The sequence below is a fragment of the Stenotrophomonas sp. TWI700 genome (genome assembly GCF_039673645.1).
GTDB lineage: Bacteria > Pseudomonadota > Gammaproteobacteria > Xanthomonadales > Xanthomonadaceae > Stenotrophomonas > Stenotrophomonas maltophilia_AA.
Genome location: NZ_JBDJMB010000017.1, coordinates 62,028 through 80,877, shown reverse-complemented (window position 1 = coordinate 80,877; position 18,850 = coordinate 62,028). Strand labels below are relative to the sequence as shown.

The window sequence follows — 18,850 nt, the reverse complement described above, 5'->3', positions numbered from 1 at the left end:
GGGAGATTCCGGCGTGGGCGCCAAGCTCCATGGCGATCGCTCAGATCCAGGCTCGTACGGCGGCCCACGCCGGCTCTCGGCACCTAAGCTGCCAGATTCCGAACAGATAAGTCTCGTGAGCAGCATCCATGCTGCTCAACGGTCCCGAAAACCCACCCGTGCCGCCACCTCGACAGTTGGCCGGTGCGTATGGGTAAGCAGAGCCAGCTGCACAGCCCGGCGTCGAAACCTCAGCGTTTGGGTGGCAGAGCACTGGTTGCTGTTGGAGAAATGCCGAGCATGGCTCGGCACTACAAGGCAGTCTTCGGCGCGTGAGACTCGCGACAGCAGCCCTGGCCTTGGCTGTGCTCAAGAGGACCAACCAACTGTCAAAGGCGTGGCGGGGGTGGGGTGGCGGGACCGTCAAGCGGCATGGATGCCGCTTGTCGAGCCCCCAGGGATGGGTTTACGGCGCGACCCTCCACCCCACCCCCGCCGCGCCAACCCACGGACTGACAACCGCCGCATTGGCTTCTGTCTTGATCCTGGCCTGTTTCGACTGCAACGGATGCCCCGGCCCGCCCCAGCGCCTATAATCGAGGGCCACATTGTCTGTTGCCCCGCCATGACTGCCGAAACGGCCGCCGAACTCCACACGATCATCGATCTGATCCGCTACGGCACCAGCCGTTTCAACGCCGCCGGGCTGACCTTCGGGCACAGCTATGACAACGCCCTGGATGAAGCCACCCAGCTCGTCCTGCACAGCCTGCACCTGCCGCATGACCTCGGCCCGGCCTATGGCCAGGCGCGGCTGCTGCAGGAAGAGAAGGTGCGCGTGCTGGACCTGTTCCAGCGTCGCATCGACGAGCGTGTCCCGGCCGCCTACCTGACCGGTGAGGCCTGGTTCGCCGGCCTGAGCTTCAAGAGCGACACGCGCGCCCTGGTGCCGCGCTCCCCGATCGCCGAGCTGATCGAGTGTGGCTTCGAACCGTGGCTGGCCGGCCGCGACGTCCATCGCGCGCTGGACCTGTGCACCGGCTCGGGCTGCATCGCCATCGCCATGGGCCACTACTACCCGAACTGGGAAGTGGACGGTGTCGACCTCAGCGACGAGGCGCTGTCGCTGGCCGAAGAGAACAAGGAACGTCTGCAGGCGCACAACGTCACCCTGCTCAAGTCCGACCTGTTCAACGGCCTGACCGGCCGTCACTACGACCTGATCGTCACCAATCCGCCGTACGTCACCAACGACGAGACCGATGCCCTGCCGCGGGAATACTCCTACGAGCCGGAAATGGGCCTTCGCGCCGGCGACGACGGCCTGGACCTGGTGCTGAAGATCCTGCGCGACGCCCCGCTGCACCTGAGCGAGGACGGCCTGCTGATCTGTGAAGTGGGCGAGTCCGAACAGCACCTGATCAAGCTGCTGCCGGAAGTCGACTTTGCCTGGGTCGAGTTCAAGGTCGGCCAGATGGGCATCTTCGCGGTCGAGTGCCGCGAACTGATCGCGCACAGTGCCCGCATCACCGAGCTGGCTAATGCCCGATAGGCCGGCCCGCGCCCCGCGCATCCGCTGGGCCGAACTGGTCCTGCTGATGCCGATGGTGTTGTTGCTGCCGTTCGCAGTGGTCATCGTGATGATGGCCGTGCGCAGCGGTGTCGCCTGCCATGTCGGCGACACCCTGCATTGCCGCTACGCCGCCGAACCGGCGCAGCAGCTGTGGTACCACCTCAAGGGCATCGCCTATGGCAGCGCCGGCCTGCTGGCCGGGGTGGCGGTGATGCTCTGCGTGTTCGTCGATAGCGCCCTGCTGCAGCGCCACCGGGTGCTGTCGCGCAGCCTGTCGGCGGCGCTCGTGCTGGGCCTGGTGGTCGCTGTGGCCACGGTCGTGGCCAGCGTCACCGGCACGTCCGAGGGCTGGAGCGCAGGCTGGGGGCGTCCGGTGTTCATTCTCAGTTTCACCCTGCTGCCGGCCATCGTTGCCGTGCGCCACCTGCCGCGCGTGCTGCGCGCCGCCTTCCCACGTCATGCGGTTCCCCATGTCCAGTAATACCTTCGGCAAGCTGCTCTCGGTCACCACCTTCGGCGAATCGCACGGTCCGGCGATCGGCTGCGTGGTGGACGGCTGTCCGCCGGGGCTGGAGATCAGCGCCGACGAATTCGCCCACGACCTGCAGCGGCGGGCCACCGGCAAGAGCCGGCATACCTCCGCGCGGCGCGAAGCCGATGAGATCGAGATCCTGTCCGGGGTGTACGAAGGCCGTACCACCGGCACCCCGATCGGGTTGCTGATCCGCAATACCGATCAGCGCAGCAAGGATTACACCAGCATCGCCCAGCAGTTCCGCCCGGGCCATGCCGACTACAGCTACTGGCAGAAGTACGGCATCCGCGATCCCCGCGGTGGCGGCCGCTCCTCCGCGCGCGAAACCACCATGCGCGTTGCCGCCGGCGTGATCGCCAAGAAGTGGCTGCTGCAGCGTCATGGCGTCACCGTGCGCGGCTACCTCTCGCAGCTGGGCGAGATCACCCCGACCGGCTTCGACTGGTCCGCGGTGGAAGACAACCCGTTCTTCTGGCCGGTCGCCGACCAGGTGCCCGCGCTGGAGAGCTACATGGACGCGCTGCGCAAGTCCGGCGACTCGGTCGGCGCGCGTGTCAACGTCGTGGCCGATGGTGTCCCGCCGGGCTGGGGCGAACCCATCTACGGCAAGCTCGACGGCGATCTGGCGGCGGCGCTGATGAGCATCAACGCGGTCAAGGGCGTGGAGATCGGCGACGGCTTTGCCAGCGCTGCGCAGAAGGGCACCGAACACCGTGACCTGCTGACCCCGCAGGGCTTTGCCAGCAACCATGCCGGCGGCATCCTCGGCGGCATCTCCACCGGCCAGCAGGTCACCGCCTCGATCGTGCTCAAGCCGACCTCGAGCCTGCGCCTGCCCGGTGCCACGGTGGACGCCAGTGGCGCCTCGGTCGAGGTGATCACCACCGGCCGTCACGATCCCTGCGTCGGCATCCGCGCCACCCCGGTCGCCGAGGCGATGATGGCGCTGGTGCTGATGGACCAGGCGCTGCGCCATCGCGCGCAGTGCGGCGATGTCGGCGAGATCACCCCGCGCATCCCGGGCACGATCGATGGCTGATCGGCGCCCCAGGGTCTGGGTCAGCCAGCCGCTGTTCGACGATGTCGTCGCGCAGCTCGGGCAGCATTTCGACCTGGCCATGACCGGCGACGTCACCCGCTATACGCCGCAGATGCTGGCCGAACAGCTGGCCCACGTCGACGGCGCGCTGATCACCCTCAACGAACGCATCGGCGCGGCCGAGATCGCCCATGCGCCGCAGCTGCGCGCGATCGCCAACGTCGGCGTCGGCTACAACAATCTGGATATCGACGCGCTCAGCGCCGCCGGCATCCTGGCCAGCAATACGCCGGATGTGCTGACCGAAACCACCGCCGATCTCGGCTTCGCGCTGTTGATGGCCACCGCGCGCCGCATCACCGAATCGGAACGCTGGCTGCGTGACGGCCAGTGGGGGCAGTGGTCGTTCCAGACCATGCTCGGCGCCGACATCCACGGCAGCACGCTGGGCATCCTCGGCATGGGCCGCATCGGCCAGGGCATCGCCCGCCGCGGCGCGCACGGCTTCGGCATGCGCGTGCTGTACCACAACCGTTCGCGGCTGCCCGAGGCCACCGAGGCCGAGGTCGGCGCGCAGTACGTGGATTTGGATACCCTGCTGGCGCAGGTCGATCACCTCGTGCTCGTGCTGCCCTACAACGCCTCCTCGCACCACATCATCGATGCCGATGCACTGGCGAAGATGAAGCCGACCGCCACCCTGGTCAACATCGCCCGCGGTGGCATCGTCGACGAGCTGGCGCTCGCCGATGCGCTGGCCAACGGGCGCCTGGCCGCGGCCGGGCTGGACGTGTTCGAAGGCGAGCCGACGGTGCGCCCGGAACTGCTCGCCCTGCACAACATCGTGCTGACCCCGCATATCGGCAGCGCCAGCCAGGCCACCCGCCGGGCGATGGTGCAGCTGGCCGTGGACAACCTGACCGCCGCACTGGGGCACGGTCCACATGCCGGCCACCCGCCGAGCGCGATCAACGCCGATGCTGTCGCTGCCGTGAAAGCCGGTGGCGCGACCGTGGGCGGCAAAAAAATCGACGACGCAAAACGATAGGGAACCGCGCTGGCCAACAGGCGAGGTTCCCGAACCGGTAGGTACCGACCGTGGGTCGGTGCACATCTCCAAGGCAGGGCAGGTACCGATCGTTGGTCGGCACGCACATTCAACATTCCGGCAGGTACCGACCGTGGGTCGGTACACATCCCCCAAACAAGGTAGCTACCGACCGTTGGTCGGTAGACCCAACAGAGGTTCTCATGAGCAATCCAGATCGTCGTTTCCACGTCGCCGTTGTCGGCGCCACCGGTGCTGTCGGTGAAACCATGCTGGCCATCCTGGCCGAGCGCAACTTCCCGATCGCCACGCTGAGCCTGCTCGCGTCCTCGCGTTCGGCCGGTGGCGAGATCGAGTACCAGGGCGAGAAGATCAAGGTCCAGGACCTTAGCACGTTCGATCCGAACGGCGTGGACATCGCGCTGTTCTCCGCCGGTGGCAGTGTCTCCAAGGAGTTCGGTCCGAAGTTCGCCGCCGCCGGTGCGGTGGTGATCGACAACTCGTCGGCCTTCCGCTACGACGATGACGTCCCGCTGGTCGTCTCCGAAGTGAACCCGGAGGCGCTGAAGAACCGCCCGCGCGGCATCATCGCCAACCCGAACTGCTCGACCATGCAGATGTTGGTCGCGCTCGCCCCGCTGCACCGCCAGTACGGCATCGAGCGCATCAACGTGGCCACCTACCAGTCCGTCTCCGGCGGCGGTCGCTCGGCGCTGGAAGAACTCGGCAAGCAGACCGGCCAGCTGCTCAGCTTCCAGGAAATCGATCCGCAGCGCTTCCCGGTGCAGATCGCGTTCAACCTGATCCCGCACATCGATGATTTCCAGGAGAACGGCTACACCAAGGAAGAAATGAAGCTGGTCTGGGAAACCCGCAAGATCCTCGGCGATGACAGCATCCTGGTGAACCCCACCGCCGTGCGCGTGCCCGTGTTCTATGGCCACTCCGAAGCGGTCACCATCGAAACCCGCGACAAGGTCACCCCGGATGCCGCGCGCGAGCTGCTGGCACGTTCGCCGGGCGTGGAAGTGGTCGACCGGCATGAAGCCGGCGGCTACCCGACCCCGGTCACCCATGCCTCGGGTACCGATGCGGTGTATGTCGGCCGCATCCGCGAGGATCTGTCGCATCCGCGCGGCCTGAACCTGTGGATCGTCTCGGACAACATCCGCAAGGGCGCGGCCCTCAACGCCGTGCAGTTGGCCGAACTGGTCGCTGCCGAAGGCTGATCGCAGGGGTGCCGGCGGCATGGGGATGCCGCCGGTTGCCCGCATCGAAACATCGCCGATCACGGGGGGAGCCGCTATATTGGCCGCCATGAAGAACCGGGCTCCGGGCGCAGTGCGTCCGCTCAAGTATGTGTCGACGCTGCTGCTGGCCCTGGCCAGCAGTTCCGCCCTGGCCCTGGGCCTGGGCGATATCCGGGTGCTGTCCAAGCCGGGCCAGCCGCTGCTGGCCGAAATCCCCGTCATCTCCGCCGATCCGGCCGAGCTGGAGAACCTCCGCGTCGCCTTGGCCTCGCCGGCGACCTTCGCCCGGGTCGGGCTGGAACGGCCGTCCGGGCTGGTCAGCGAGCTGCAGTTCGAGTTGACCCGCAATGCGCAGGGTCGGGCCGTGGTGCGCGTCAGCAGCCAGAGCTCGGTGGTGACCCCGTCGCTGAACTTCCTGATTGAAGCCGATTGGGGACAGGGCCGTCTGATCCGTGAGTATTCCGCCCTGGTGGACGCGCCCAACAGCGCGGCCGCCGTGGCCGAACCGGAGATCGTCGCCCCGGCGGGCGCGATGTCCAATGCCATCATCCGCGAGCCGGCACCAACGGACGCGCCCGTCGCCGCGACGCCGCCGCGCCGTGCGGAGCCGGCTGCCACGCCGCGCCCGGCCGCGCCGCGCGCTGCGCCCGCCACACCCGCTGCCGCCGATGGCAGCGTCACCGTGCAACGGGGACAGACGCTGTCGCAGATCGCCGGTTCGCTGGCGCGCGAGCAGGGCATCAACCGCAACCAGGCGATGATCGCGTTGCTGCGGGCCAATCCCGAAGCCTTCATCCGGGGCAACGTGAACCTGCTCAAGCAGGGCGCCGTGCTGCGCACGCCGGGCGCCGAGGGCGTGGCCGAGATCGATGCACAGCAGGCCGCGGCGATCGTCCGCGAGCACACCGCGCAGTGGCGGCAGTCGCGCGCCGCCATTCCGCAACCGGCAGACAGTGGCGTCGCCGCTGCACCGACACCTGCCACCGCGACCGCGGCAGCGAGCCAGGGCGCGCGCCTGGAAATCGCGCCGGCCGTCGCCGCCGCCGGCACCACCGCAGGCACAACCACCGGCACCGCTGCCGGCACCGAGGGCGACATGCTGGGTAACGAACAACTGCGTCAGGCCAAGGAAGACGTCGCCACGCGCGATGCCGAGATCCAGGAACTGCGAGAGCGCGTGGCCGAGCTGGAAAAGCTCAAGGCCCAGCAGCAGTCGCTGATCGCAATGAAGGACAACGATCTGGCCGCCGCGCAGCAGCGCCTGGAGCAGGCGCCCGGGACGCGCGACAGCGCCGGCGGTGGCTGGTACTGGCTGGGCCTGGTGGTGCTGCTGCTGGTGGTCGGAGGCTGGGCGCTGGTGCGCCGGCGCAAGCCATCGCCATTGCCGCCGCTGTCGCGTGAGGGGCTCGAGGGCGCCTCGCTGGCGGCGACCGTCCCGGCGGCCGATGCTGTGGATGCGCTGGCCGCGCAGCAGGAAGATGCGCATCGCGCAGCCGACGAAGAGGCCGTTGCAGAGGCCGACGTCTACGCTGGACTGCGTCGCGAGCCGGTCTTCGCGCTCGACGCGTCCTCGCACGAGGCCGCCCCGCACGACCGCATCGACGATGCACGCTGGAGCACCCCAGCGACGGACGAGGCGCCGGTGTTGCCGGAGGTCGAGGCAACCGCTGCGTCGGCCTACGGCATCGACGCTGATGCCCAGCATGTGAACGTGGACGACGCGCTGTTCCGCGAACCGGCTCCGCTGATCGAGCCGCCGGCCCACGCGCTGGAAGCTGCGGCGCAGCCGTCGTTCCGCGGGGTGTTCGAGTTCCCGGACGAGTCGGTTACCACCGAAGAACACGCTTCTGAGGCGAACGACGATCGCGCTGGCCACGACCCTGCGCCGGACGTCGCCAGCGCGGACGACACGCTCGACGATGCTGATCCGGTCGTCGACGAGGCGCCCATCGCGCCGATCGGCAGCCCCGGCCGTGATCGCCTGGAACTGGCCATCGCGTACCTGGACCTGGGTGATGCCGAAACCGCGCGTACCCTGCTGCATGAAGTGGCCGTCGGCGCCGATCCGCACAGCCAGGCCGAAGCACGCGAACTGCTGGCGCGGCTGGGATGAGCGACGCCCGCCCGGTAGCATCGCGGGAGCGCCGCCTGGACTACGTGGAGTTCGCTTCGCGCGATCCCGCCGCCAGCCGCCGCTTCTTCGAGCAGGTGTTCGGCTGGTCGTTCGTGGATTACGGTCCCGACTACACCGCCTTCGACGACGGCCGCTTCCAGGGCGGTTTCTTCCGTGCTGAGCCGCAGTCCGCCTCCGCGGGTGGCGCACCGTTGCTGGTGATCTACGCCGACGACCTGCAGCCCATGCTCGAGGCCGTGCTGGCCCAGGGCGGGCAGGTGGTCAAGCCGGTGTTCGCGTTCCCGGGCGGCAGCCGATTCCAGTTCCTGGAGCCTGGCGGCAACGAGCTGGCCGTGTGGTCCGAGCGCGACGCCGCCTGATGCACTACCCGGCGCCCGCGCCGGTTCTCCCGAAAACACAGAGGTTCACCATGCGCTACGCACTGGGCGTGGAATACGACGGCAGCGAATTCAAAGGCTGGCAGCAGCTCGGTGAGAGTGGCTGTCCCAGCGTGCAGGCCAGCCTGCAGGACGCGTTGTCCTCGGTGGCCAATGCGCCGATCCAGGTCGTGTGTGCCGGACGTACCGATGCCGGTGTCCACGGCGAATGCCAGGTCGTGCACTTCGATACCGATGTCGTGCGCGATCCGCGCAGCTGGGTGCTGGGGACCACCACCCGCCTGCCACGCTCCATTGCGGTGCGCTGGTGCGTGCCGGTAGCCGACGAGTTCCATGCGCGTTTCGCCGCGCGTGCGCGCCGCTACCGTTATCGCCTGCTCAATCGCCAGGTCCGCCCGGCGCTGTACCGGCAGACCCTGAGCTGGGAGCGCCGACCGCTGGATGCCGGGCTGATGCACGCGGCCGGCCAGGCCCTGCTCGGCGAGAACGACTTCAGCGCCTTCCGCAGCGTGCAGTGCGAGGCCCTGCACGCACGCCGGAACATGCAGTCGCTCTCGGTGACCCGTCAGGGCGAGGTGGTGGAGGTCGCCGTTCAGGCCAATGCATTCCTTCATCACATGGTGCGCAATATCGTCGGTTCATTGATCCTGGTCGGTTGTGGTGAGCAGCCGGTCGCGTGGATGGGGCAACTGCTGGCCGGGCGCGACCGCACCGTGGCCGGCCCGACGGCTCCGCCACAGGGATTGGTCTTCGTTGGTCCCCTGTACCCCGACAACTGGCAGCTGCCTGCCGAGGTCACCTTATGAGCCGCTCCTTCTACCGCACCCGTATCAAGTTCTGCGGCATGACCCGTGCCGGCGACGTGCGCCTGGCCGGCGAACTCGGCGTGGACGCGGTCGGTTTCATCTTCGCCCGCGAGAGCAAGCGCCGGGTCGCGCCGGCCGAGGCGCGGGCCATGCGCCAGGCGATCGCGCCGATGGTCGACGTGGTGGCCCTGTTCCGCGACAACAGCAAGGAAGAGGTACGCGAGGTGCTGCGCACCGTGCGGCCGACCCTGCTGCAGTTCCATGGCGAGGAAGACGAATCGTTCTGCCGCAGCTTCAACATGCCGTACCTGAAGGCCGTTGCGATGGGCGGCAAGGACGAGGTCAATGCCCGCCAGCTGCAGCTGCGTTTCCCCAGCGCGGCCGGCTTCCTGTTCGACAGCCATGCGCCCGGCGGTGGCGGCGGAACCGGCGTCGCCTTCGACTGGACCCGCCTGCCGACCGGCCTGCATCGGCCATTCCTGCTGGCCGGCGGGATCACCCCGGACAACGTGTTCGACGCGATCGTGGCCACCCTGCCGTGGGGCGTGGATGTGTCCAGTGGCATCGAATCCGAACCGGGCATCAAGGACGGCTACAAGATGCGCAAGTTCGTGGAAGAAGTTCGCCGCGCCGATTGCCACGAAGCAGATTGATCGGCCGGTCCTGCGGGTAGGCCCCGACCGTCGGTCGTGGCGCACTCATCCCTGCAGCTGCGCCTGCAGCCACCCGGCCAGCGCATCCACCCGCGGATCCGCCGCGCCCTCGGGCGTGGCCAGCACCCAGAATCCGCCGGTGGCGCCAAATCCCCAGGGGGCCAGCAGCCGCCCGGCCGCCAGCTCATCGGCCACCAGCGGCTCCGGCGCGATCGCCACGCCCAGTCCGGCCACCGCCGCTTCCAGCAGGTAATACAGATGCTCGAAGCCGCTGCCCAGCTGCAGCTGCGCAGGCTCCAGCCCATGCGACAGCGCCCACGCCGGCCACGCCTGCGGGCGTGAGGTGGTGTGCAGCAGCGGTTCGCCCAGCAGCGCGGAGGGCGGTTGATGCCGCAGCCGTGCCGCGGCCGGGTGCTGTGGACTGACCACCACGCCCACCCGCTCCGGCGCCAGCTCCCGCACCTGCCAGCCGCGCGGCCACGGTGGCTGGGCCAGCAGCAGGACTGCATCCAGACCCTGCTGTTCGGCGGTGAAGCTGCCGTCCTGCGCGGACCAGTGCAGCGGCAGCTGGGGCAGGGCAGTCTGCAGGGCCTGCAGGCGCGGGATCATCCAACGCGCCAGAATGCTTCCGCTGCAGCCAAGCACCAGCGCTTCGGGCCGCTGTTGGCGCTTGAGGGCCACCACCGCCTCGCGGATCTGCTCGAAGGCGCCCTCGCAGGCGGCCTGCAGATCCTCGCCGGCGCGGGTCAGGCGCAGCCCACGCCCTTCGCGCTGGAACAGCACGACGCCCAGGTGTTCCTCCAGCAGGCGCAGCTGGCGGCTGATCGCGCCATGGGTGACATGCAGGGCGTCGGCGGCCCGCCCGACCCCGCCCAGGCGGGCGGCGGCCTCGAAGCTGCGCAGCGCGTTGAGCGGGGGCAACGGTCCGTCGGTCATGTGAGTTTTCCTGACAGGTCGTGGCAGATATTATCGATATTCCTGTCATGACAGGTGCGTTAAATTGGCAGCCTGTCTCCACCGGCTGTCGCGCTATGTCTGCTTCCCCCGTCTCCCCCATCGTCGATTTCCACGCCTACCCCGATGCCAACGGCCATTTCGGCCGCTACGGCGGGAGTTTCGTCGCCGAGACCCTGATCGGGCCGCTGCAGGAGCTGGCCGCAGCCTATGACGAAGCACGCCGTGATCCGGCCTTCATCGCCGCCTACGACAAGGACCTGACCCACTACGTGGGCCGTCCCAGCCCGATCTACCACGCCGAGCGGCTCAGCCAGCAGGTCGGCGGCGCGCAGATCCTGCTCAAGCGCGAGGACCTGAACCACACCGGCGCGCACAAGATCAACAACACCATCGGCCAGGCGCTGCTCGCCGCGCGGATGGGCAAGACGCGCATCATCGCCGAGACCGGCGCCGGCCAGCACGGCGTGGCCAGTGCCACCGTGGCCGCGCGGCTGGGCCTGGAGTGCGTGGTGTACATGGGCGCCACCGACATCGAGCGGCAGAAGATCAATGTCTACCGCATGAAGCTGCTCGGTGCGACGGTGGTGCCGGTCACCTCCGGCTCGGCCACGCTCAAGGATGCGCTCAACGAAGCGATGCGCGACTGGGTCACCAACGTGCGCGACACCTTCTACATCATCGGCACCGTGGCCGGCCCTGACCCGTACCCGCGCATGGTGCGCGATTTCAATGCGATCGTCGGCCGCGAGGCGCGCGCGCAGATGCTCACCGACTACGGCCGCCTGCCCGATGCGATCACCGCCTGCGTCGGCGGTGGCAGCAATGCGATCGGCCTGTTCCATGCGTTCCTCAATGATCGCGACGTGCGCATCGTCGGTGCAGAAGCGGCCGGCGACGGCATCGAGACCGGGCGCCATGCCGCCTCGATCGCGGCCGGCCGCCCGGGCGTGCTGCACGGCAACCGCACCTATGTGATCTGCGACGACGACGGCCAGATCACCGAAACCCACTCGGTCTCGGCCGGCCTGGACTATCCGGGCGTTGGTCCGGAGCACGCCTTCCTGGCCGATGCCGGGCGCGCCGAGTATGTCGGCATCACCGATGACGAGGCCTTGGCGGCGTTCCACCAGCTGGCGCACAGCGAAGGCATCCTGGCGGCGCTGGAATCCAGCCATGCGGTGGCCCAGGCGATCAAGATCGCGCGCGATCTGCCGCGCGACAAGCTGGTGCTGTGCAACCTGTCCGGGCGTGGCGACAAGGACGTGCACACCATCGCCGCCCGGGAGGGTCTGGTCCTGTGAATCCGCTGCTGCGCCAGGGAAGTGCGCTGCTGATGGTGGTCGGCCTGACCGGATGTGCGCCGCCGGACCCGCCGGTGTTGCCGGCCCCTGCGGCACCGCTCGGTGTGGTGGCGCCGGCACGCGAACAGGCCAGCAATGACGATGACATCGCCAACCGGCCGATCGAGGACGCGCCGGCAGCGCCACCGGCTGCCGAGGCAATCGCGGCGGACGACGCCGTGCCGTCCGTGGTCTCGGTCGCGCTGGATCATGCGGGCGATGTCGTGATCGGGCAGCGGTTCACCGAGCTCGCCGCCGATGGCCCCTGGCATTCGGCCGGCCTGAGCGAGGACGAGCCCGCCGGCGCCTGCGAGTATTACGAGCGGGGCAACCTGCCTGAAGGCGTGTCGATGATGGTCGAGGACGACCACGTGCAGCGCTTCGAGCTGGCCCCGATCGAAGATTCCTACGAGGCCATCACCCAGCCCGGGCCGTTCGGCCTGCGCCTGGGCATGACCCGTGACGAGGCGCTCCAGCGGTTGCCGCCCGGCAGTACGCGCGCACCGCACGCCTATGACCCGGAAACGGGCGAATACCTGACCTGGCAGGACCCCGGTTCGGATCTGGCGATCCGGCTGGAGATCTTCGACGGGGTGATATCGAAGCTGTACTGGGGCGCCAGTGGCGCCGTTGAACTGATTGAAGGATGTGCCTGAGATGTCCGTGGACCGTATCGATGCCTGTTTTGCCCGCCTGCGCGCTGAGCGTCGCAAGGCGCTGATTCCCTTCATCACCGCCGGTGATCCGGGCCTGGACGCCACCGTGCCGGTGATGCACGCACTCGCCGCGGCCGGTGCGGACGTGATCGAGCTCGGGGTGCCGTTCTCCGACCCGATGGCCGACGGCCCGACCATCCAGCGCAGCTCCGAGCGTGCGCTGGCCCGTGGGGCAGGGCTGCGCTATGTGCTGGAGACCGTCGCCACGTTCCGCAAGGACGACGCCACCACCCCGGTGGTGCTGATGGGCTACCTCAACCCGATCGAGATCCACGGCACGGCCCGCTTCGCGCAGTCGGCCATCGCCGCCGGCGTGGACGGCATCCTGCTGGTCGACCTGCCGCCGGAGGAGGCCGCCGAAACCCGTGAGATTTTCACCGCCGCCGGCCTGGCGCTGATCCTGTTGGCCTCGCCGACCACGGCCGATGCGCGCCTGGATGCGCTGTCCGCGATGGCACAGGGCTATCTGTACTACGTCAGTTTCGCCGGCGTGACCGGGGCGTCGGATCGTTTGGACAGCAGTGCCGCCAGTGCCCGCCTGCGCGACCTGCGCAGCCGGTCGGCGGTACCGGTGGTGGCCGGCTTTGGCATCAAGGATGCGGCCAGTGCCGCGGCCATGGCCGTGGAGGCCGATGGCGTGGTGGTGGGCAGCGCGCTGGTGGCTGCATTGGGCGAGGCCCCCGATGCCACGGCCGCCGCACAGGCCGCGCAGGCATTCCTCACGCCGCTGCGACGCGCACTCGACGCCGCCTGAAGCACGCAAACGTACGTACCAGAATGGTTTACGCCAGCCCCCCGGCGACCGCCGGGGGGTGCCCGAGCATGGAAACGGTGAGCTAGACTGTCCGCCTTTGCGGCCCCCGGGCCGCCCTGAACGGAAGTAGCATCCCGCATGAGTTGGCTCAGCAAGTTGATGCCGTCTGGCATCCGCACCGACAACGTCCCCAGCAAGAAGCGCAGCGTCCCCGAGGGCCTGTGGGAGAAGTGCAGCAGCTGCGGCAGCGCGCTCTACCGTCCTGAGCTGGAAGAGAATCTGGAAGTCTGCCCCAAGTGTGGCCACCACATGGCCATCCGCGCGCGCGCGCGCCTGGCCGCGCTGTTCGACGCGGACAGCACCACCGAGATCGGTGCGCGCCTGGGCCCGACCGACCTACTCAAGTTCAAGGACCAGAAGAAGTACAGCGAGCGCATCAAGGCCTCGCAGAAGAATACCGGCGAGTACGATGCCCTGATCGCCATGCAGGGCCTGATGAAAGGCCGCCCGCTGGTCGCCTCGGCCTTCGATTTCGCCTTCATGGGCGGCTCGATGGGTTCGGTGGTCGGTGAGCGCTTCTCGCTCGCCGCTGAAAAAGCGCTGGAGATCGGCGCCCCTTACGTGTGCTTCTCCGCCAGTGGCGGCGCGCGCATGCAGGAAGGCCTGTTCTCGCTGATGCAGATGGCGAAGACCTCGGCCGCGCTGGGTCGCCTGCGCGACGCCGGCCTGCCGTACATCTCGGTGCTGACTCATCCGACCACCGGCGGCGTGTCGGCCTCGTTCGCGATGCTGGGCGACATCAACATCGCCGAGCCGCAGGCGCTGATCGGCTTCGCCGGCCCGCGCGTGATCGAACAGACCGTGCGCGAAAAGCTGCCGGAAGGCTTCCAGCGCTCGGAGTTCCTGCTCGAGCACGGCGCGATCGACCAGATCTGCGACCGCCGCGAGATGCGTGACCGCCTGTCCGAGATTCTGGCCATGCTGGCGCGCCAGCCGGCGCCCGCACCGGATGCGGCCGCCTGATGGCGTCGCGCAAGTACTTCGGCACCGACGGCATCCGCGGCAAGGTCGGTGAGGGCGTCATCTCCGCCGATTTCGTGCTGCGCCTGGGCAATGCGCTCGGGCGCGCGCTGACCGAGCGCAACGGGCGCCGTCCGGTGGTGGTGATAGGCAAGGACACCCGCATCTCCGGCTACATGTTCGAGGCCGCGCTCGAAGCCGGGCTGGTCGCGGCCGGCGCCGATGTGCAGCTGCTCGGCCCGATGCCGACCCCGGCGGTGGCCTTCCTCACCCGCACCCTCGGTGCGGATGCGGGCATCGTCATCAGCGCCTCGCACAACCCGCACTACGACAACGGCATCAAGTTCTTCTCCGCCGATGGCGAGAAGCTGGATGACGCCACCGAGCTGGCGCTGGAAGCCGCGCTCGATGCACCGTTCACTACCGTCGAGTCCGAACGTCTGGGCAAGGCCATGCGCGCGCGCGATGCGGTCGGCCGCTACATCGAGTTCTGCAAGGCCAGCGTGCCGCGCGGCTTCGACCTGCGCGGCCTGAAGATCGTGCTCGACTGCGCGCACGGTGCCACCTACCACGTCGCCCCGCTGCTGTTCCGCGAGATGGGCGCCGAGGTGATCAGCATCGGTGATGCGCCCAACGGCCTGAACATCAACGATGGCGTCGGCTCGATGCACATCGACAATCTGGCCGAGAAGGTCCGCGAGGTCGGCGCCGATTTCGGCATCGCCTTCGACGGCGACGGCGACCGCGTGCTGATGGCCGACGACCAGGGCAACCCGGTCGACGGCGATGACCTGCTGTTCGTGCTTGCCCAGGCCTGGCAGCGCAGCGGGCGCCTGCATGGTCCGGTGGTCGGCACGCTGATGACCAACTTCGGCCTCGAGCAGGCACTGGAACGGTTGAACATCCCGTTCCAGCGCAGCAACGTCGGCGACCGCTACGTGCATCAGGCGCTGGTGGAAAACAACGGCGTGCTCGGCGGCGAAGCCTCCGGCCATCTGCTGTGCCTGGACCGTGCCACCACCGGTGATGCGATCGTCAGTGCGCTGCAGGTGCTGGAAGTGCTGCGTCGCGACGGTACCTCCCTGCGCCAGGTGCTGTCGGTGCTCACCAAGGTGCCGCAGAAGACCGTCAACGTGCGTCTGCAGGGCGCTGCCAAGGCGACCGTGCAGGCCGAGAGCGTGCAGGCCGCGCTGGTGGCCGCGCAGCAGGCGGTGAAGGGACGCGGTCGCGCGTTCCTGCGCCCCTCCGGCACCGAGCCGGTGGTGCGCGTCACCGTCGAAGCGGACAGCGCCGAGCTGATGCAGGCCACGCTGGACAGCCTGTCGGCAGCGGTGAAGGCGGCGGCTGCGGCCTGAGCCGGCGGCGACGTGGCTGAATTGAAAACGCCCCGGGAGACCGGGGCGTTTTCGCTGCGGATCCGCTGCGGGTCAGGGCCCTGCCACCATCTTCTTTTTCTTCGCCTTGAAGCGGTTGAACAGTGGCGCGATCAGCGGGTGGTAGCTGTAGGCGATGCGCTTGCGCAGCCAGCGGGCAGGACGGTCGCGGATCGCGAACCGGTAGATGTGCTCCGGATCGCCCCCGACCACGTTGCGGCCGAACGGGTGGGTGGTGTGCAGGTACTTGAAGCCCTGTGCCCGTGCGATCTGCACATAGTCCTCGTCGAAATCGCCGTACGGCCAGCACAGCGTGTCCGATACGTCGCCCAGCTGCTGCCGGAGTACGTCGCGTGCCACCGACAGGTCGCCGCTGATGCCCTGGCGCTTGTGTTCGCGGGAGATGTCCTGCTTGAGCCAGCGGGTATGCGTGTGCGTGTGGCAGTGCACCTCGAAGGTGCCGGCGGCGATCATCTCGCGCGCTTCGCTCCAGCGCATCATGACGTCGTCGGGGCGGTTCTCGTGCAGGATGGCCGCCTCGCAGCCGCGATGGTCCGGCGTCGCGGGCAGGGTGGCGCCGGGTTGCCCGGCATGCGGGCGGACCGCGCCTTCGCCCATCCAGCCGGTGACCACGAACACCACGGCGTGCATCCCGTACTTGGCCAGGATCGGGTGCGCGTAGACCCAGTTGTCCAGGTAACCGTCATCGAAGGTGATCACGATCGACTTGGCCGGCGTCGGCTTGCCGGCGAGGAAACCGGCGTACTGGTCCAGGGTCAGCGAGGTCCAGCCGTTGGCTGCCAGCCAGGCGATCTGGCTTTCGAAGTTTTCCGGCGAGACCGTGATCATCCCCGGCGACGGGGAGACGTGGTGGTGCATCAGCACCGGGACGGATCTAGCGTTGGCCATGGCCCAGTTCCTTCAACCACTGGTGGTAATAATGTTCGGTCGCTTCAGTGTGACCGGTCGGGGTGAAGCGGTGGGCGCTGCGCATCCATTCCCAGCCGGCCAGGCCCATCTGCTGGCGGCGGTCGGGCTGTTCGATCAGGGTGCGCAGCGCGCCGGTCAGCGCGGCCTGGTCGCCGAGCGGCGCAAGCAGGGCATTGCTGCCTTCCACCACCATTTCCGGGACGCCGCCGACACGCGTCGCGACGATCGGCACGCCCACGTAGGCGGCCTCGAGAAACACCGTGCCGGCCGCTTCCTTGTGGGTGGCGAGGGCGAAGATATCGAAGGCGGTCATCAACCGGCAAGCACCCTGGCGGTAGCCGAGCAGGTGGACCTGCGCGGTGATGCCGAGCTGCTCGCGCAGGGCGATCAGGCGCTCCATCACCGGCTGGCCGTCGCCCACGATCACCAGCTGCACGCGTGGATCGGCGCGGCACAGCGGCGCCATCGCCTGCAGCAGCTCGAGGTGGCCCTTGGGTTCGCGCAGCACGGCGACGCAGCCGACCACGATCTGGTCGTCGCCGAAGCCCAGTTCGGCGCGCGTTTCCGCACGGGTATCCTGCCGGCACTGCCACGGATCGCGCTTGGCGATCTGCGACCACTGTGGCGGCACCGCGATCGGCGGGACGATCCCCACGTGCGCGTCGTCGATGCCGCGGCTGACCATCAGCTTCTTGACGAAGCTGCTCACCGTCATCACCCGGTGCGGCAGGCCGGTATAGGTCAGCAGCGAGTTGATCGGGCTCATCAGGTGACGCGAGCGCACCACCAGTGGCGTACCCCCGAGCCGGGCGCCCGCCGCGGCGATCAGGCTGTCGCGGCGGCTGGTGGTGTTCACCACGTGGTAGCCATGGCGGCGCACCAGGCGCGACACCGACCAGATCCCGCGCAGCATGCGCAGCAGGCCGCCCATCTTGAGCGCGTGGACGGTGAAGCCGGCTTCGCGCGCCAGCTCACCCAGGCGGGCGTCGGGCTGGCACAGCAGGGAGACGTCGTGGCCGCGGTCGCGCATCGCCAGCATGTGGCGGTAGATGTAGATCTCCTGCCCGCCAAATCCCTTGGCAGCCTCGGTATGGAGAATTTTCAGTGGAACGTTCATCGGTGGACAGTCCATGTGTGGAAACGCGCCCGCGGCGTGCGCGGGCGGCCGTCGTCATTGCCTGCGGGATCGCGCCAGCGCATCCCATGCGCTGTGCGGTGCCGTGGGTGGGAGGTCGTGCGGGGTCGGCAGCCACGGGCGCGACCCTGCCGGCGTGGGCCAGCACAGCGCCGTCGGTGGCCCGTTGTGGCCGTCCGGGCGCGCGCATTGTATCGGTTTGTATCAATGTATCGGTGGCGGGGATGGCCCGATCTGGCACAATGTTCAGCCGGGCCACAGCTGGCCCACCGACCACCATGAACAAGCAGGAATCGCTGTGAGCCAGATCCCCACCCTCGACATCACCCGTTTTGACACCGACCGCGACGCGTTCGTGGCCGAGCTGGGTGCGGCCTACCGCGAATGGGGCTTTGCTGGCATCCGCAACCACGGCATTCCGCAGGCCGACATCGACGCTGCGTATGAGGTCTTCAAGGCCTTCTTCGCGCTGCCGGAAGAGACCAAGCGCCAGTACCACGTGCCCGGCAGCGGCGGCGCGCGCGGCTACACCGCCTTTGGCGTGGAGACGGCCAAGGGCTCCCAGCACTTCGATCTGAAGGAGTTCTGGCACATCGGTCGCGAGATCCCGGACGACTCCAAGTACCGTGACGTGATGGCCCCGAACCTGTGGCCGAGCGAGGTCCCGGGCTTCCGTGAGCGTGGCTACGGCATCTACCAGGCCCTGGACAAGCTGGGTTCGCGCGTCCTGTCGGCGCTGGCCCTGCACATCGGTCTGCCGGAGGACTTCTTCGCGGACAAGACCAACAACGGCAATTCGATCCTGCGCCCGATCCATTACCCGCCGATCACCGCGGAGAACATCCCGAACGTGCGCGCCGGTGCCCATGGCGACATCAACTTCATCACCCTGCTGGTCGGCGCCAGCGCGGCTGGGCTGGAAGTGCAGTCCCGCGAGGGCAAGTGGGTGCCCTTCACCTCGGACGCGGACACCATCGTGGTCAACATCGGCGACATGCTGCAGCGCCTGACCAACCATGTGTATCCGTCCACGATCCACCGCGTGGTGAACCCCCCGGGTGAGCAGGCGCGCCAGCCGCGCTATTCGGTGCCGTTCTTCCTGCACCCGAACCCGGATTTCCTGATCGACGTGCTGCCGACCTCAAACCCCCCGTAAACCCCGAGCCGCAACCCGTAGCCCATCCCCGCCCACGGCTTCCGGTAAGAGCGCATGGGCTAGATAAAGCTTAAA

At 68.4% G+C, this 18,850-nt stretch carries 17 protein-coding genes and 1 pseudogene; 15 read left to right on the top strand and 3 right to left on the bottom strand.

Going from position 1 to position 18,850, the window contains the following annotated elements:
- Nucleotides 1–604 precede the first annotated feature (604 nt).
- From prmB to ABE473_RS13095, 9 genes are all read left to right on the top strand, one after another.
- Nucleotides 605–1,531, top strand: coding sequence for a 50S ribosomal protein L3 N(5)-glutamine methyltransferase (gene prmB / locus ABE473_RS13135; RefSeq protein WP_346489768.1), 927 nt, complete (start codon nucleotides 605–607; stop codon nucleotides 1,529–1,531).
- Nucleotides 1,521–2,033 carry a hypothetical protein gene (locus ABE473_RS13130; protein ID WP_346489767.1) on the top strand — a complete coding sequence of 171 codons (513 nt, stop codon included), beginning with the start codon at nucleotides 1,521–1,523 and terminating at the stop codon, nucleotides 2,031–2,033. The genes prmB and ABE473_RS13130 overlap by 11 nt, the downstream gene beginning before the upstream one ends.
- A complete protein-coding gene (aroC, locus tag ABE473_RS13125; protein WP_346489766.1) occupies nucleotides 2,023–3,126 on the top strand; it encodes a chorismate synthase in 1,104 nt (367 codons plus the stop codon). The genes ABE473_RS13130 and aroC overlap by 11 nt, the downstream gene beginning before the upstream one ends.
- A complete protein-coding gene (locus ABE473_RS13120) occupies nucleotides 3,119–4,174 on the top strand; it encodes a D-glycerate dehydrogenase (protein ID WP_346489765.1) in 1,056 nt (351 codons plus the stop codon). Before aroC ends, ABE473_RS13120 begins: the two co-directional genes overlap by 8 nt.
- 203 nt (nucleotides 4,175–4,377) lie before the next feature.
- The gene (locus tag ABE473_RS13115) at nucleotides 4,378–5,403 is read left to right on the top strand and encodes an aspartate-semialdehyde dehydrogenase (RefSeq protein WP_319212422.1); all 1,026 of its coding nucleotides are present in this window, start codon (nucleotides 4,378–4,380) and stop codon (nucleotides 5,401–5,403) included.
- Nucleotides 5,404–5,491: 88 nt separating this feature from the next.
- Nucleotides 5,492–7,537 carry a FimV/HubP family polar landmark protein gene (locus tag ABE473_RS13110; RefSeq protein ID WP_346489764.1) on the top strand — a complete coding sequence of 682 codons (2,046 nt, stop codon included), beginning with the start codon at nucleotides 5,492–5,494 and terminating at the stop codon, nucleotides 7,535–7,537.
- Entirely contained in the window at nucleotides 7,534–7,917 is a 384-nt protein-coding gene (locus tag ABE473_RS13105) for a VOC family protein (RefSeq protein ID WP_346489763.1), read from the top strand. The genes ABE473_RS13110 and ABE473_RS13105 overlap by 4 nt, the downstream gene beginning before the upstream one ends.
- Nucleotides 7,918–7,967: 50 nt before the next feature.
- Entirely contained in the window at nucleotides 7,968–8,741 is a 774-nt protein-coding gene (gene truA / locus ABE473_RS13100) for a tRNA pseudouridine(38-40) synthase TruA (RefSeq protein ID WP_346489762.1), read from the top strand.
- A complete protein-coding gene (locus ABE473_RS13095) occupies nucleotides 8,738–9,394 on the top strand; it encodes a phosphoribosylanthranilate isomerase (RefSeq protein ID WP_319212948.1) in 657 nt (218 codons plus the stop codon). The genes truA and ABE473_RS13095 overlap by 4 nt, the downstream gene beginning before the upstream one ends.
- Nucleotides 9,395–9,439: 45 nt before the next feature.
- Here the strand turns inward: ABE473_RS13095 and ABE473_RS13090 are convergent, their stop codons facing one another.
- The gene (locus ABE473_RS13090; protein ID WP_346489761.1) at nucleotides 9,440–10,330 is read right to left on the bottom strand and encodes a LysR family transcriptional regulator; all 891 of its coding nucleotides are present in this window, start codon (nucleotides 10,328–10,330) and stop codon (nucleotides 9,440–9,442) included.
- A gap of 95 nt (nucleotides 10,331–10,425) precedes the next feature.
- Between ABE473_RS13090 and trpB the strand changes: the two genes are divergently transcribed.
- The 5 genes from trpB (at nucleotide 10,426) to glmM (ending at nucleotide 15,536) form a co-directional block, all read left to right on the top strand.
- The gene (gene trpB, locus ABE473_RS13085) at nucleotides 10,426–11,652 is read left to right on the top strand and encodes a tryptophan synthase subunit beta (protein WP_123730627.1); all 1,227 of its coding nucleotides are present in this window, start codon (nucleotides 10,426–10,428) and stop codon (nucleotides 11,650–11,652) included.
- Nucleotides 11,649–12,347, top strand: a complete 699-nt coding sequence (locus tag ABE473_RS13080; protein WP_346489760.1) for a hypothetical protein — start codon at nucleotides 11,649–11,651, stop codon at nucleotides 12,345–12,347. Before trpB ends, ABE473_RS13080 begins: the two co-directional genes overlap by 4 nt.
- A gap of 1 nt (nucleotide 12,348) precedes the next feature.
- Complete coding sequence (gene trpA, locus ABE473_RS13075) at nucleotides 12,349–13,161, top strand: tryptophan synthase subunit alpha (RefSeq protein ID WP_346489759.1); 813 nt, start codon at nucleotides 12,349–12,351, stop codon at nucleotides 13,159–13,161.
- Between the two features lie 138 nt (nucleotides 13,162–13,299).
- The gene (accD, locus tag ABE473_RS13070) at nucleotides 13,300–14,184 is read left to right on the top strand and encodes an acetyl-CoA carboxylase, carboxyltransferase subunit beta (protein ID WP_019182669.1); all 885 of its coding nucleotides are present in this window, start codon (nucleotides 13,300–13,302) and stop codon (nucleotides 14,182–14,184) included.
- Nucleotides 14,184–15,536: a phosphoglucosamine mutase gene (gene glmM, locus ABE473_RS13065; RefSeq protein WP_346489758.1), complete on the top strand. Its 1,353-nt coding sequence runs from the start codon at nucleotides 14,184–14,186 to the stop codon at nucleotides 15,534–15,536. The genes accD and glmM overlap by 1 nt, the downstream gene beginning before the upstream one ends.
- Before the next feature lie 72 nt (nucleotides 15,537–15,608).
- Here glmM and ABE473_RS13060 read toward each other — a convergent pair whose 3' ends face one another.
- Together ABE473_RS13060 and ABE473_RS13055 are read right to left on the bottom strand one after the other, a co-directional pair.
- Nucleotides 15,609–16,463, bottom strand: a complete 855-nt coding sequence (locus ABE473_RS13060; protein WP_346489757.1) for a polysaccharide deacetylase family protein — start codon at nucleotides 16,461–16,463, stop codon at nucleotides 15,609–15,611.
- Entirely contained in the window at nucleotides 16,450–17,601 is a 1,152-nt protein-coding gene (locus ABE473_RS13055) for a glycosyltransferase family 4 protein (RefSeq protein ID WP_346489756.1), read from the bottom strand. Before ABE473_RS13055 ends, ABE473_RS13060 begins: the two co-directional genes overlap by 14 nt.
- Before the next feature lie 316 nt (nucleotides 17,602–17,917).
- On the opposite strand from ABE473_RS13055, the pseudogene ABE473_RS13050 reads away from it, so the two are divergent.
- Nucleotides 17,918–18,796, top strand: a pseudogene (locus ABE473_RS13050) (2-oxoglutarate and iron-dependent oxygenase domain-containing protein).
- Nucleotides 18,797–18,850: the final 54 nt, after the last annotated feature.

What these genes read in the sequence shown, in the direction of transcription:
- prmB (WP_346489768.1), top strand. Translation starts at nt 605, where the DNA reads ATGACTGCCGAAACGGCCGCCGAACTCCACACGATCATCGATCTGATC.
- ABE473_RS13130 (WP_346489767.1), top strand. Translation starts at nt 1,521, where the DNA reads ATGCCCGATAGGCCGGCCCGCGCCCCGCGCATCCGCTGGGCCGAACTG.
- aroC (WP_346489766.1), top strand. Translation starts at nt 2,023, where the DNA reads ATGTCCAGTAATACCTTCGGCAAGCTGCTCTCGGTCACCACCTTCGGC.
- ABE473_RS13120 (WP_346489765.1), top strand. Translation starts at nt 3,119, where the DNA reads ATGGCTGATCGGCGCCCCAGGGTCTGGGTCAGCCAGCCGCTGTTCGAC.
- ABE473_RS13115 (WP_319212422.1), top strand. Translation starts at nt 4,378, where the DNA reads ATGAGCAATCCAGATCGTCGTTTCCACGTCGCCGTTGTCGGCGCCACC.
- ABE473_RS13110 (WP_346489764.1), top strand. Translation starts at nt 5,492, where the DNA reads ATGAAGAACCGGGCTCCGGGCGCAGTGCGTCCGCTCAAGTATGTGTCG.
- ABE473_RS13105 (WP_346489763.1), top strand. Translation starts at nt 7,534, where the DNA reads ATGAGCGACGCCCGCCCGGTAGCATCGCGGGAGCGCCGCCTGGACTAC.
- truA (WP_346489762.1), top strand. Translation starts at nt 7,968, where the DNA reads ATGCGCTACGCACTGGGCGTGGAATACGACGGCAGCGAATTCAAAGGC.
- ABE473_RS13095 (WP_319212948.1), top strand. Translation starts at nt 8,738, where the DNA reads ATGAGCCGCTCCTTCTACCGCACCCGTATCAAGTTCTGCGGCATGACC.
- ABE473_RS13090 (WP_346489761.1), bottom strand. Translation starts at nt 10,330, where the DNA reads ATGACCGACGGACCGTTGCCCCCGCTCAACGCGCTGCGCAGCTTCGAG.
- trpB (WP_123730627.1), top strand. Translation starts at nt 10,426, where the DNA reads ATGTCTGCTTCCCCCGTCTCCCCCATCGTCGATTTCCACGCCTACCCC.
- trpA (WP_346489759.1), top strand. Translation starts at nt 12,349, where the DNA reads ATGTCCGTGGACCGTATCGATGCCTGTTTTGCCCGCCTGCGCGCTGAG.
- accD (WP_019182669.1), top strand. Translation starts at nt 13,300, where the DNA reads ATGAGTTGGCTCAGCAAGTTGATGCCGTCTGGCATCCGCACCGACAAC.
- glmM (WP_346489758.1), top strand. Translation starts at nt 14,184, where the DNA reads ATGGCGTCGCGCAAGTACTTCGGCACCGACGGCATCCGCGGCAAGGTC.
- ABE473_RS13060 (WP_346489757.1), bottom strand. Translation starts at nt 16,463, where the DNA reads ATGGCCAACGCTAGATCCGTCCCGGTGCTGATGCACCACCACGTCTCC.
- ABE473_RS13055 (WP_346489756.1), bottom strand. Translation starts at nt 17,601, where the DNA reads ATGAACGTTCCACTGAAAATTCTCCATACCGAGGCTGCCAAGGGATTT.